The following is a 14,968-nucleotide window of genomic DNA, read 5'->3' as shown; positions in this document are numbered from 1 at the left end:
TTTGAAAGAGATTTTCCCTTCAACCATTATTCCGTACAAATTTAAAGGAATAAGTCTATCTTCTTCAAATTTGAGTCCTGGAATTTCCAATTTTATTTATTTGTTTCTAAATTTATTCGGATTATCCTTATGTTCTTTCTGATAGTCCTCCGCATTTTTTATTTCTTCTTTCAGCCAGTTTTCAAAAGAAATCTTCTTTTCATTAAAATCCCCTATTGCATAAAATATTTTGCCATCTTCTGAAACCAGGAACTTAAAACGGTAAAGCATATCCAGGTCCTTCTTTCTGTGATTATAGGTATTTACCTGATAATACGGGAAATTCTCTTTTGGCCTTTCTACAATTTCAAAAAACAGATTCTTTTCATTTTCAGATAACTTATTGTAAAAGTTTACATAATAAAGATCTGAAAGTTTTTTCTTCTGCTTTTCAAAGAACTGAAGAATGTTTTTTTCTTTTTCATTATACTGAAATGGATTCAGATAATATTTACCATCAATTTCAACTTCATTACCGGATCGTTTTGCAACAGGCTGAACGGTTTGTCCTTTGGTATTCATGACTCCCCATTTTCCACCTACAATGGATCTGTGCTCGTCATTTGTTTTCTCCCAATCGCAGCCATCACAAAATGCGGCGTATCCATAATTAAAAGGTGAAGCGAAATCATGCTCAGCCGGAATCACAATCTTTCCGTTTCGGTCTGCAAATCCTACTTTACCATTTTTAACCAGTCTTCTCAGTCCTTCAGAGAAATAATCCGGTCCATTATCATATAGAAAAGGCTTGTAAAGGAATGTACCATTTCTATCATATACATTTCCCCAGGCATTTTTTTCCGGTTTTTCCCCTTCCTTATCCCCATCAAAAAGAATGGTTTCTCCTTCTACAGGATCTCCATCTTTAAGGTATGAAAAGACTTTGAACTGCGCGGGAACAATTATTTTTCCCGCTTTATTTTTTACTCCAACCAGAGAGTCTTTGGATTTAAAATAATGCAAATCGTCTTTACCCTGAGAAAAGGATATGATTGGTGTCAATAAAATGGTTACCAGTAGTTTTTTCATATTAATTGGGGTTGGAAATAAAATATGCAGCCGAAAAGACTGCATATTGTTTTATACTTTAAGATCAGCTTCCAATCCTATTAAGTCTTTGTTTTGGTCAATAATCGGCTGTACTTCATTTTGGATAAATTCCTCCGTCTGAATCGGCGCGAAACCAATAAAGTTTTTAGGATCTAAAACTTCTTTTAATTTTGATTTGTCTAGTTTTAAAGAATCATCATTTAAGATTCTTTCAATAAGGTCATTTTCTTTTCCTTCTTCTTTCACTTTCTTGGAAGCTTCCATAGAGTGAACCCTGATCACCTCATGGATTTCCTGACGGTCACCCCCAGCTTTTACTTCTTCCATGATGATATATTCTGTTGCCATGAAAGGAAGTTCTTCCATAATATGTTTGTTGATTCTGTTCGGATATACTACAATTCCGTTCATGATGTTGTTCCAGATCAATAGAATTGCATCCACTGCTAAAAACGCCTGAGGAATGGTTAATCTCTTGTTCGCAGAGTCATCCAAAGTTCTTTCAAACCATTGTGTAGAAGCTACCATTGCAGAACTTGTTGTCAGAGACATTACGTATTTTGCCAATGCTCCGATTCTTTCACTTCTCATTGGATTACGTTTGTATGCCATTGCCGATGAACCGATCTGGTTTTTCTCGAATGGTTCTTCAATTTCTTTAAGATTTTGAAGTAAACGTAAGTCGTTTGTAAATTTGTGTGCAGACTGTGCAATATTTCCTAATAAAGCAACTACTTTCGCATCAATTTTTCTATCGTAAGTCTGTCCGGAAACTCCGAAAACTTTTTCGAAACCGAATCTTTTTGAAAGTTCTTTATCTAAGTGTTTTACTTTAGAATAATCACCGTTGAAAAGTTCAAGGAAACTTGCAGCCGTTCCTGTAGTTCCTTTTACTCCTCTGAAACGAAGGGTTTCAAGGAAGAAATCCAATTCTTCGATATCAAGAACCAAACTCTGTAACCAAAGTGTCGCTCTTTTTCCAACGGTTGTCAACTGAGCCGGCTGGAAGTGAGTGAATCCTAAAGTCGGAAGATCTTTATACTGAATAGCAAAGTCTGCTAAATTCTTCATTACGTTAACCAACTTTTTCTTTAAGATTAAAAGTCCGTCACGAATCTGAATTAAGTCTGTATTGTCTCCTACAAAAGCCGAAGTTGCTCCCAGGTGGATAATCCCTTTTGCCGAAGGCGCCACATCCCCATAAGCGTGAACGTGAGCCATTACATCATGACGGAATTTTTTTTCGTATTCTGCAGCTTTTACATAATCGATGTTTTCAGCATTAGCTTTTAACTCAGCGATCTGCTCGTCTGTAATTTCAAGTCCAAGGTCTTTTTCGATCTCAGCAAGAGCTATCCAAAGCTTTCTCCAATTCTGGAATTTGTTATTGTGTGAGAAGTTAAATAACATTTCTTCACTGGAGTAGCGCTCTTCCAATGGATTTTTGTAGGAATTCATTCGTTCTTTTACTTTTTAGATGTACAAAAATACGGTTTTTCAGTGAGAGATAAAAATCTTGCTTTTATGATTTTTCAACCATATTCTGAATCAAATAAAGAGTTTTCATTGATACTTTTACCCTGAAATAAAAGTATACAAAAGTTCAGGACATCAATCATCCGCTAAAAATTTGATTGTACTCCTAAAATTTCCAAACTCGCATGAATCATATGGCTCTGCTTAGATTCTATAATGTTATACTAAGTTAACATTGGATTGTTATCATCATAAAAGCCAGAAAAATTCCTAAAACAGCTATAAACATTCCTAATATATTCAATAATAATATTATGAATTTATAACTTAAATTTTTAAAAAATGTTGCGAGTGCAGGAATGATAAAAGTATTTGAAATCATTAGCATTATTGAAAAATTAAATCCTCCTTCAAGCGGAGAAAATCCTTTTTTAATAATGTATATATTGGCTGACAGTGTCAGTATATTTAAGATAATGATACTAATAGCTAGTATATAATTTATTCTTGATCGCACGAAAGTTCTGTAATTAGGACTACAAAATAACATTTTTTTCACTTATACTTTTACCTTGAAGCAAAAGTATACAAAAGTTCAAGACGGGAGTCATCCGCTAAAAATTTGATTGTACTCCTAAAATTCCCAAACTCGCATAGATCATACGGTTTTGCTTCGGTTTTATCTTATAACCCATGCTCAAACAGTGGAAATTTTTTAACGGATTACATTCAAATTTTCTTAACGCTCCTGATTCCTAAGTTTATTGATAAACGTATATAAAAACAGGCTGTCCATTTCTGAGACAGCCTGTTTTACATTATTTTCATGAATCAAATTAATCAATAAGTCCACATGGTGATCCTACTGAGATACATTTTTTTACAAATGAACACCAGAAATATCCTGGCAGACACATTGGGATCCCTCCCTGAACAGTTTTTAATTCTCTTTTTGAAAGTTTTCTTAGGTTTTTCATAATACTAATTTTTTGATTTTTTTCCTACTCTATATGCTTTTCGGATTACGCTTTAATTTGGTAATACCAATATACATTTTTTTCAGATACAATATAACCTATTCATTTTATACTACTTATATCACTCTATAGCCTTCTCCCCCCTTCACCAACCCCCTCTACCCCCTTAGGTAAGGGGCTATACCCTGTTAAACAAATGGGTAAAGGGAGTTCATTAAGGGACTAAAGCCTCTTTGATAAGGGGATAGAGACCGTTAACCAAGGGGTTGTAGACCGTTGAGGAAGTGGCTGGAGGGACTTCTGAAGTAGGTAGAGACGGTTAGAAAGTGGTAATTGGTATTTTATACAAAATGAGAGACTTTTATTATGGATATAAGTGTAGACCATTATATAACACCAACTACTTTATTTTTCTTTTAAAATATCCAATAAAAAAATAAAGCACAATTGAAAATAACAGTACAATTCCTACTGTGAAATAAGTTTGAAAAGGAATTTTGTGACTGCTCGCTAATGCCATTAATAAAAAAAAGACAAAAATTAAAAAAGAAATAATACAAATAGCTTGCAATATGTTGAGTATGACTTTCATTTATTGATATTAATCTAGTATATTTTTTATACAAAAAGAATAAGATTGTTGGGACAACATCAGTACCACAACAAAAAAAATAATTTTAAAAGATAAATTCTCCTTTCGATAAATAAAAATCGCATAGTACATATAGGAAAGTAAAATTGGAATAAGACATACAATAATTATCATATTCTTGGCCACAGTAACACTATCATTCACTTTATAGATATTTATAAATCTATCCAGTTTAAAAACATTATAATAAACTATTAAAAAATATATAAGATTTATGCTAAAAACGATTAATGTATGAAACAAAATCTACCTATCAGTTTTAGAATAAGGTGAATGTTGAGTGGTAGCATAATTTATCTGATAGTGAGACTGAAAAGTATACTCAAAAATTATACAATTTTAAAAATAAAAATGAATATTAATACATTATGTTCATTTTATAATTTTCAAGTTTTTATTGTACATATTATAAATTACTTTAGTATTGCTTTTTTTATAAACAGTAAAGTAAGTAATGTCTTTATTCTTCACTATAGAATCTCCTATTTTAATTAATGAAATTATTCTTAAATCTTCCAAATAAATTCTATTACCATCTGATGATTTGACAATATTAAAATGAGTCATAAGGTCATATGAGTTTGAAATAACTTGTCCATTACATTGCTGATTAAAATATTTATATTTAGATAGTTTGGAATCAAATATTCTTTTTATAATTATCCCGCAAAGTACAATTCCGAAGAATAATAAAATAATTTTGTTAATATTTCTTTTTAAAAATCCCATATAGATATTTTAGATCGTTTATAAAAGACTCCTTATTGATAAAGGTACTCACTCTTTTTCATATCTCAATCTTATATATTTACATGTTCAACACTCAATTATAGATTAAGCTAGATTGAAGCAAATTGATTTGTATTCAAAGTTTAAAAGTAGTAAAACTTATAATATAAACAGCCCCTGAAAGAATGCAAGGATTGTTATTTATTCTAGCTTGGACACGAGCAAGGCGCTCGCGCCAGCGGGGGTACAAGATAATTAGAAATAAAAATGTATGCTGGTTCCATATGACAAAGCCAATTCAAACATTCTATTGATTTCATCTGAGCTATTAGAATTTTTCTTTAACTCATTCAATAAATTATATATAGAATCTAAATTTGTAATATGCTCATCTTCAAAATCATCAATATTACTATTTGACATTCTATTAATCAAAGAAAAAACACCTTCAAGCCACAGTTTTTCAAATTCTTCGTTAGTTAAACTCAACTCTATCATTTGTTCTGGGATTGCCCAGCCATACTCTAGTGCAAATTCGGCATTCCTGTCTTTTGGAACGATTATTAATTTTGCTTTTCTATTCATAGGAATTACACCTGTTCTAGTCTAAAAAAATCAAAAATACTAACTGTAAAATTAATCCATAAAAAATTAGAACTTTTAAAATGAAGATACACAAACTCCGCCTTTTGAGGCAATTACTTATTTTATATCATGCCACACAATGAAATCGTGCGGCAGCGAGGGGATACTCAATCTAGTTAAGTAAAATCTCCATCTTATTACTAATTATTTTTTTGCCCATTCAGGAAATGTTTTCCACCCCTCTGGAGGAGATTTTTGGATACTATCAGGAATAGGAATATTTGGATAAATGTTAGAAAATGAATTATCTTCTAAAGAAAATTGCACCAAATATCTTGCAGGTATTTTTACTTCAGGATCTTGGGCATAAATGTTTGTAGTTTCATATTGTTTCCCATTTACATTATAATTGAATCTAATTCTTTTATAGGATATTATTGGCCAATACATTTTTGTAGCATACCCAATTGTGTAATTACCAGCCTTAACAGGAGATTGTTTATTATATATATAAAGAAATAAAGGAGAAATCATTATCAAAATGATTAAATAATTCCATTTTGATTTTCTTTCAAAAATATAATAATGTAGTTTAGTCAATAACCTTTTTATCATTGTATCTTATTTTGAATAGTTGCTCTTGTATAATCAGGACCATTCGTATATATATATGAAACGGCCGTTCCTATTGTTTGCCCTAAACCTGAAGTCTTTTGAGCTACAGCTTGTTGAAAAGCTGAAGAGCCAGTTATTCTATTTACCAATGTTCCTCCCGCAGCACTCATTGATGCTTGAATCATGTAAGTTCTAGCAGATACGCCACCCGTAAATACTGTTTTACTATCCGACATATTAATATTTACAGCAGTTGAAATAACCGCATTACCTACTGGGCTCATTCCTATCCCTGATAAAGCAGATTGTGTTAAATTTATATTCTGTACTGCCTCCATGAAATTCCCACCATTCGTTGTAAAATTTGCTGCTGTCTGTACTGAAGCATCAGTAAGTGATTTAGCTGCAAAAGAACCTATAGTGATTTCTCCGGACAAAGCAAAACCTCCTGTTCCTCCTGTTGCAAGTGCTAATAGAACACCTATAAACAAAGCCTTTTCAACACCCTCTAATTGTTTACATGCAGTACAATTATTAATGGCTGTTCCTAATCTTTCTCTATTAACATTAGTAAAATCCTCAGACCAATTTCCATTTTCTTTTAAAGTTACTTCTGATCCTGAAATAGATGTATATGTATTATTTGTTTTTCCATCAGAATAACTATCATAATGAGCTGCTGCTTGTGATGCATTTTTTATCTTATCGTCCCAATGCCATGTTGTACTTCCATTTTCATCAGTTGTTCCTACCCAATCTTCTAATTTTCCATCAGGATCGATAAATCTCATTGGATTATTATATGTGTACCTATATGGAGACCACGCTCTGTTTACCTCCGCCAGCGGATCAACAACTCCCCATCTTCCAATATCAGGCATATAGAATCTTGCTCCATAATCATACATTCCAGTCTCCTGAAGTTCTTTGCCGTTGTACTTATACTGATATGTAATAGGCCATCTAAATTTGAGACAGTCTATTGATATTTATTGTATATGTGATTTTATTCTTCGTAGTCTTTTGAAAACTTAATACCTTTCTTTTCTAAAATATTTTTTATAGTCTCAGCTTTTTCTTGGGGTGATACTTGTATAACTTCATTTTTATAATTGAAAGTAAGCAACCACATACTAGTGTTATAAGAAAACGGATAAGAAGCTAGATTAAAGTTTTCATATGGAACTTCCTGTATATTCTTAAATGCGTTTTTCAACATGATTGTTTCATCCAGTGCTTCATCAATTATTATTCTGTAATTATAAAGTTTATAGACTTTTGTATACTTAAAGCCAGACATTAGTTCTGGATTCATAAAATATACGTTTAACCAATATTTGTTTTCATTTTGTATTTTACTTGCACCAACTATTAATATATTGTCATTTGCATTTACGTATTGCTCTTTGTTTTTGAAGTCAATATAACTTTCAATAACTTGCATTACTACTTTAGGATCAATCTTTTTATCTTGTGCTTTACAAGAAAATAGAATTAGTATAGTTCCTAAAATAAATATCAATTTTGCTTTCATAATTAATTTATTTTTCTGTTACTACCTGTATATATTGCTGTTGAACCATTAAAGTTAACATACCCTTTTCCTGGTGTTGGCCATTTCCAAGTACTATAGACATTGGTAGTTTTAAATATTTTATTTCTGCTTGATACATCAGCATCTACATAACCTCCTGTAATGATTTTGTAAAAAATAGGACTATTATTTTTATCAAATCTAAAATTAAATCCTCCAGGAGCTATACTTTCTCCTAGTGGATGAGAATGATCAAAATCAACACTTTTGGTTTGATTAATGAAGTGATTACCATTTCCTCCTGTTAGGTTTACATAGGGAATAGCAAAATAAGCACTAACACTTACATTAGTAACATGACTCGTAGTTATAACATTTGAGGAAAAACCATCTCCAAAATTGAAAGTATCTCTAGTGAATTCAACACTAGTATTTTCTGCTGCAAAGTCAAAAAATTGTTTGGCTGCATCATCGTTTTGTATTTGTAGATACGTATAAATGTTACTTCCTTTTGAGCCTTCGTGTCCTGGCGTTTTAAAATTAATATCTTTAGCTTCTCCTATTTGTGAATCTCCTGTTGGGTTTGCTTCTGTCACATTTGTACGGGCAATTTGAATAGATTTAGATTCATCTTCGTTTGTAATAGTATCATAGGCATTATTGTCTTTTGTTCTTTCTATATTACCGTTATTAAAAATCTTAATCTTATCTTCTGCTTGCATACCATCAGGATCAATAAATCTGATCGGGTTATTATATGCATATGTATAAGGATTCCATCTCCTCGAAGTTTCCGCCAGTGGATCCACTACACCCCATCTTCCAATATCCGGCATATAAAACCTCGCGCCATAATCATACATTCCCGTTTCTTGGAGTTCTTTTCCGTTGTACTTGTACTGATAAGCATTCTGCGTTGTAGCTGTATAATTATGCATTAATCCAAAAGGATAATAACTATTTACTTCAACAATTTCTCCCGGTTTCCATTCTCCCAGACAACCCAATATAGGTGAACAGGTTGATGTATTATATCTTCTTGGCTGGATCACTCCATCTCCATTTGTATCGGTATAGCTTAATCTCACATTTCCTAAATGATCTGTAAAATTGTAGACATACTTGTTAAGAAGAGCATCATAATATCCTTCAGAAGTGGGAATTATCCTCAATTTCAATTCAGGAACTTCGTTCGGATCAGGAATGAATGTTCCTTCACCATCCCAGGATTCTCTTAAAAATGTAGATTTATATTGAAAGCCATCCAGATAATAGGTCTCCAAATCCCCAAAGAGCTTCTTTACTTTTACTCCGTCTGCTCTGTAAAGATAACTTGTTGCTTTTAAGTTCTGGGTAATCTGATTAGGTAAATTTAAATAATTATATTCAATAGATGAAATACCTTTATCCAAATGTTTAGTCATGTTTCCATTGCCGGTGATACTGCCTTTATCGTACTCAATGGTATTGGGAGTTATGAGATAAGGATAACCAGAAGAGTTTTGTTGTTCATCGGTTACTTTTATCAGCCTGTTTCCGGAGTAATCATATTTAAGATTATCTATGCTCAGTGCCACAGTGCTTCCCGGGAGAACGCCTTCTGATCTTTTAAGCCGTGTAATATTTCCGTTAAGATCATACTCCAGCTTTTCAAAATATTCTTTGGCAGTTTCAGATCCGGCTTTCTGATAGAAGCCTGCTGACAGCCTGTTTAAACCATCATAAACATAACCATATCTTTTTAATGGTTCATTATCTTCTGTTAAGGTTTTCCAGGATACCTCAGCAATATTTCCGTTATATTTCGGTTTTACCTTTAAATCACTAAAATCTGAATTAGGCGTTTCCAGTCCTTCCACCTGATTATAATTGATTTTATAGCCAAACAGATCACTCCCTAAATTGGCAGGATCATTAACTTTTGTCATCCAGCCACGGATATTATATTGGTATGCAATGGTCTGTAATGGGGATGCTGCAACTGTTCCCCCAACTTTCTTAGATTCCAGCTGGGAAAGTTCATTATACTTATTCTGAGAAAGGTATTCAACTGGGTTACTGCCGATCTGATGGGTATGGGTCAGAAGCCTGTTCTGGGAATCGTAAGTGAATTTTTCTACGATGGTCTTTTCAGGGTCTGAACCAAGTCTTCTATGGTAAGTATTGGTTTGAAGAACAACCCCGGTAAAATCAAGCTTATTATTAATCACAGTATAGCCTCCAAGATAGTTACGACTTCTTGATCCTATGTTTCTTCCTTTGGTATCATACCAAAGGAAATTCCACGTCCAATTGTCATCTTCTATATTCTTTACATAAGAAGCGGTAAGAAGTCCTTTAGTTGTCCTTTCCTGAGCGGGATCATCCGTAAGAAGAGGCTGGGCAAAGACATTGGTGACTGCTGGAGAACCTGCCGGATAGGTATCATAATAATTAACGCTTAAGACCTGGGTAACACCGGTAGGAGTTGAAAGATTAGTATAATATACAGGCATACCGTTTAAAGTAAGTCCTGCCGCAGCTGTTCTGGTTTCATATACATTAGCATTGGCATTGATGCTGTTCTGCATTGATGCCCTGCTGGCAGCATTATTTGTGATTCCTGTGTAAATAAGTCTTCCAAACTGATCATATTTGGTAAAGAGCCATTGCCCTTTTCCTTTAAGGACGGTATCCTGAGTCAGGATAAGCTGGTCAGCTTTATTATATACCATATATTCCCAGCCTTTGCCAGGGAGTTTCTTTTCTACCAAACGGTTTCTCCCGTCATATTTATACTGGTAACATAAATCATTAAGTACCGTATTGGGATCTGCTTCTACAGAAGCTTTGGGAGGGATCACATAAGCCAGTTGGTTATAATCATTATAAACATAATAGGTATCTGCATTTTCTGAAGCACTGATTACCTTTCTTACCAGTACAACCTGCCCCTGACCATTTTTAAACTCAATGGTTGGGTTTCCGTCTTCGTCAGTAACCGTATTTTTATACAGTTGGCCTATTCCATAGGAGCCGGATAAGGTGAGTTGGGAAGTAAAAGTGGCATAGTTAAAAGTGGCAGTGTATTTTTTTACTTCACCATCGGCATTGGCGTCATACCCAAATTGTACAGGTTTTGTACTCCATGCTGTACCCACTTGAACCTGCTGCTGAATCCTGTCTAATGGTGAGTTTTCCAGAATCTTCTCTGAATAAATCTTCTCTGAACCATAAGGGGTACTGCTCACATTGGATAAGGGATCAGGAGTAATGGCCCCGTTGAGCGTTCCTGCCTGGGGAACAGGAAGATAGTCCTGCACCTGCCTTCCGAACGCATCGTATTTAATTGGAGTGACTACATCTTTTCCCAATGGGGAGGCTTTTACATTAACGATTTGTTTAGGTCTTCCCAGCCCGTCAAAATACTGAACCGTTTCGGAAACTTTAGTATTAGTAAGCGTAGGATCTGACAAATAAGTCTTGGAATACACATAGTTTTCTGTACTAGTAAGCTGGGACTTGGCTGTTCCCATGAGAAGAATCACTATTATAATTAGTATATTTTTCATTCTTGTTTTTATTTTTGGTATTGAAAATAAAAATTTATTGAATTCTGCGAAGCAGGATCAACCGTTCCAGAAATAAGTGTTGCATTACAATTTCCAGAGGTATCAATAAAAATTCTCCATTTGCGATTAAAGCTTGTTTCTGTATAAATTATTTCTCTATTTACTGAAGGTATACAAGACGCTCCTACCTTACCAAAGGTTAACCCACTTCCCCAGCTCTGCCAAATTCCATAACTTGAAAATGAAACATAAAAATTAACATTGTTATTTACTGTCGTTGTTGAATTATAAATATATGATGGATTTCCGAGTGCTGGAGAGAATGTAAAATCGCAAGATACAATCGGTATACAAGCACCATTTTGATTAGCTATATTTTGTCCATTAGTATTAACGTCTTCTATTGCCATCAAATTTGCTGCTAGTTTGCTTACATCAGAAGTATATGTTCCACTAGGAACAGTATAGGTATAAGAACCTCCTACTGTATTACCAGTACAGTTTGTTCTTGTGAACACTCCACTTTTTTCATCATTAGTATTCACTGTAGGAGAGCTATTACCGTATCTATATTTAAATTCTTTTATTATTTTATTATTAACATCTACGATTTTTTCTAATCTATTAGTAATATCATATTTATAATACTCTCTAACTCCTGAAGATGGTGTAACACTCGTTACTCCAATTAAAGGATCATGAGTATAAGTAGTAACCTGATAATTGCTTAAATTATTATTTTTTCTAAGATTATCCTGTGCAACTAATAGCAACTCTTCTTTAACAGGATTTGCTGCATCTTCATTAGATAATGTAATGATGTTCTGAATATACGTACTTACATCATCATATTTAGCTCCTTCGATTTTTGCTATTGGTAAGCTAAAGTTATATCCCCAAATAATAGATACTGGTGATCCGTCTTTGGTTGTGTATTGAATAAGATTTCCTTTTGCATCATATTTATCCAATGTCACTTCTGTTGAAGATGTATTATCAGTCAAATCAGAGGATTTTACAGATTTAGGGAGTATAAAATCACCAATCTGAACATCGGGTAATGAAGTAGGATAAATAGTTTCTATTTTTGATAAAGTTTTGGTTAATCCATTTTTTGTTTGTGTTACAATAGTCTCCATTGGAATTTCAACCATGTTCTTACTAATCATTAACTGATTTCCTTTTTCTTCAGCATAACTATAAGAGGTTTCATTTATCGACGTATCGGGAAATGTTGTTTTCTCTGTTTTAGGTAAATATCTGTTATTATAAGTCGTAAATAATTTTGTTTCCATATAATTACCAGTACCAACTGGAAAATATTCTTTAGTTACGGTAGATTCAAGCAAAGACTTATATAGGCTAATCGTATAAGTATGAATAAGTCCTCCAAATGGAGCATAACCATTTGTTGTAAAATTATGATCAACAAACGTAGTTACAGGTTCTAATACTGCTCCAGATATAAAATAGGTATTTAAGTTATCTTGAGAATTAAACTTATAATTATATCCTACCTCTTTAATTAATGAATTATTTTCATCATAATATCTTTGTTTGGTTATGTCCCCATTTCCAATAACATAATTCTTTCCTCTAGGCATCATGGTCAAACAAGAACCACTTACATTATTAATAAAATAGTTCTCCGTTTTTCCTTTTCCATTAACTTGTTCTATAACTTTAGAATACCCTACAGCGCCTTTTTGGGTAAGAGTTGATACACCTTGAGCCGGAGTACCTTCATATACTGATATCCTAAATGGATATTCTGCATATGTACTAGGTAAATATTGAATTGAACAACCTGGATTAGCTACTATTGAGCCTCCAGCGAGATCACTTTGTAAGGAATAACATCTGTTTTCTATTTCATAAAATTTTGGAAATTCAGCTAAATTTCCATTGGATATAATTTTTGTTCCATTATTATTCAGTTCTTCATAAATATAATTTTTAATTAAAGGTACTGCACCTGGCTTTTCTATTGTTTTAATATTTTTTATCCTCACTCCGCCTCCCAAACTATAATCCTTTTCGGGACTTGAACTAATATTATCCATTAATGACTTTATTGGATAATTGGAAAATGTATTCAATTCATATTCGAACTCTGTTCTTCCCCCTGTTGGGTAATTTATCCCTGTCAAAATTCCTGCTAATGCACTAAGAGAAGCTCTCCTATCAGATAAATATTTTTTACCATCTGCTTTGTAAGTATAAAGCATAGTTGTCTCTTCATCAAAAATAGGTGTTGTTGGACTTGGAATTTGATACGCAGGGAGTTGATACCAGTATCCTGTTGGATCTTGATTAAAAGATGTAAGGGTAAATGGATTTGTTCCTTTTACAAATTTATCCGGAGATGGAATAAAAGTATCATCATTATTCTGCCCATTGTAATATCCCCAAAAATCCACAGCAAAGCTCAATTTATTAGGTAAATTATAAGCCGTATTATAATCAAAAGAATATCTTTCATTAGTCAGTGATTCGGTAAGGCTTAATAATCTCAATCTGTGTGTTAGTACTTTATTGTTTGGAGCAACTAACCAGCTAGCTATTTTTTCTGTATTCAAATTATCATTAGCTACTAAATAATCATAATTGAAATCATATTGCTTAATAAGTTTATAGTTGTTATATATTCTAACAGAAGTTAATTTCTTGGATTTATTAATATCTTCCCGGTCTTCCCAAGTAAATTCAACTTTACCATTGGTAAATTCAATTTTTTGAATATAATTTTCGTCTATCCTTTGTTTACTATAATAATTTGCACCAAGGTTATTGTTAAAATAGCCAGGTCCTGCCCCACTTCCTGAAGGTATTCCCTGAGTCTGCGTAATGTTCACTCTCGTACTTCTTGAACCTGCTAATCTCCATATCCCGCTAAGTGAAAAATTAGAATAAAAAAACTTAACACTTTTTCCTTTTGTATCTTCTATTTTCGAAAGAAGATCAGAAATTCCGGTAGCGGGTGTTGTATAATTAGATCGTGTTATTTCCCTTTGATCAAAATAATAATTCAATCCTTTTTCGTCAGTAATCTGAAAGTTATAATCTCCAAAAGCATTAGGCTGAAAACCTATATTAGGAATAATTTTTAAATTAATATTAGCCTGTCCCTCTATAGCAAATTTTGGATAATTAGTTTTAGTTGTTTTTGCCATATCCAAGTAGGCCTTATAACTTTTACCTGGCAAATTAATAAGAAACAAATCAGGCTGAAAATCATATTCTGGATATAGTGAACCTTGTGGATCATTAACAAGCATTCGAAAAGTATTACTATAGTATGAGCTTACGGCAGTACTATTATTCCATGTAGGAGTAGGGCAACCTGATACTGATCCAACATAACCAGTGGCATTTTTAGGATAAATATTATAATATCCATATGCACTAAAGTCATTGGCCCCCGCCATAATATGTGATACCACCCCACCTGTATTTAATGACCATCCTAATCCTACAGAAGAAGCTTCATCATTTACTTTTATTCCGCCAGAATGATATGAAATAGAGATTGGAACTTCAATATCACCTTCTTTAATCGTATAAAGAGGTATAGTAATATCAGGTACTCCTGTATACAAAGAAACTGGTGTTTCAGCATACCTGAATAATGCTGCCGTATTAGGAGATACTACTGCTGTATTATTTACAGCATTTTGGATAATAGAATTTGATTTTGTCTGAGTATATATTGTAGTTATAGATAAACTATAAATAAGTATTAATATCTTTTTCATCTCTA

The 14,968-nt window shown here is 33.0% G+C and carries 9 protein-coding genes and 1 pseudogene; all 10 read right to left on the bottom strand.

The features are described 5' to 3' along the window. Positions 1-96 precede the first annotated feature (96 nt). The 10 genes and pseudogenes from ACPF63_RS06405 to ACPF63_RS06360 all read right to left on the bottom strand — a co-directional run bounded on the left by ACPF63_RS06405 (position 97) and on the right by ACPF63_RS06360 (position 14,963). Positions 97-1,068, bottom strand: coding sequence for a WG repeat-containing protein (locus ACPF63_RS06405; RefSeq protein ID WP_426482443.1), 972 nt, complete (start codon positions 1,066-1,068; stop codon positions 97-99). Between the two features lie 51 nt (positions 1,069-1,119). Further along, a complete protein-coding gene (gene purB, locus ACPF63_RS06400) occupies positions 1,120-2,547 on the bottom strand; it encodes an adenylosuccinate lyase (protein ID WP_426482442.1) in 1,428 nt (475 codons plus the stop codon). 854 nt (positions 2,548-3,401) lie between these two features. Next, positions 3,402-3,542 carry a bacteriocin-like protein gene (locus ACPF63_RS06395; protein ID WP_153816321.1) on the bottom strand — a complete coding sequence of 47 codons (141 nt, stop codon included), beginning with the start codon at positions 3,540-3,542 and terminating at the stop codon, positions 3,402-3,404. A 1,024-nt stretch (positions 3,543-4,566) separates the two neighbouring features. Continuing rightward, positions 4,567-4,923, bottom strand: coding sequence for a hypothetical protein (locus ACPF63_RS06390; protein ID WP_426482441.1), 357 nt, complete (start codon positions 4,921-4,923; stop codon positions 4,567-4,569). 255 nt (positions 4,924-5,178) lie between these two features. Continuing rightward, entirely contained in the window at positions 5,179-5,508 is a 330-nt protein-coding gene (locus tag ACPF63_RS06385) for a hypothetical protein (protein ID WP_426482440.1), read from the bottom strand. 204 nt (positions 5,509-5,712) lie between these two features. Next, positions 5,713-6,123, bottom strand: coding sequence for a hypothetical protein (locus ACPF63_RS06380; RefSeq protein WP_426482439.1), 411 nt, complete (start codon positions 6,121-6,123; stop codon positions 5,713-5,715). Positions 6,124-6,884: 761 nt separating this feature from the next. Continuing rightward, positions 6,885-7,073: pseudogene (locus ACPF63_RS06375) on the bottom strand (RHS repeat-associated core domain-containing protein); the annotation flags it as partial. Between the two features lie 56 nt (positions 7,074-7,129). Next, the gene (locus ACPF63_RS06370) at positions 7,130-7,657 is read right to left on the bottom strand and encodes a hypothetical protein (protein ID WP_426482438.1); all 528 of its coding nucleotides are present in this window, start codon (positions 7,655-7,657) and stop codon (positions 7,130-7,132) included. A 2-nt stretch (positions 7,658-7,659) separates the two neighbouring features. Then, positions 7,660-11,208 carry a DUF6443 domain-containing protein gene (locus tag ACPF63_RS06365; protein ID WP_426482437.1) on the bottom strand — a complete coding sequence of 1,183 codons (3,549 nt, stop codon included), beginning with the start codon at positions 11,206-11,208 and terminating at the stop codon, positions 7,660-7,662. 8 nt (positions 11,209-11,216) lie between these two features. Beyond that, a complete protein-coding gene (locus ACPF63_RS06360) occupies positions 11,217-14,963 on the bottom strand; it encodes a DUF5977 domain-containing protein (protein ID WP_426482436.1) in 3,747 nt (1,248 codons plus the stop codon). Positions 14,964-14,968 lie beyond the last annotated feature (5 nt).

Source organism: Chryseobacterium sp. R2ACT005, from assembly GCF_049949215.1.
GTDB lineage: Bacteria > Bacteroidota > Bacteroidia > Flavobacteriales > Weeksellaceae > Chryseobacterium.
This window is presented reverse-complemented; position numbering and strand designations above follow the sequence as displayed.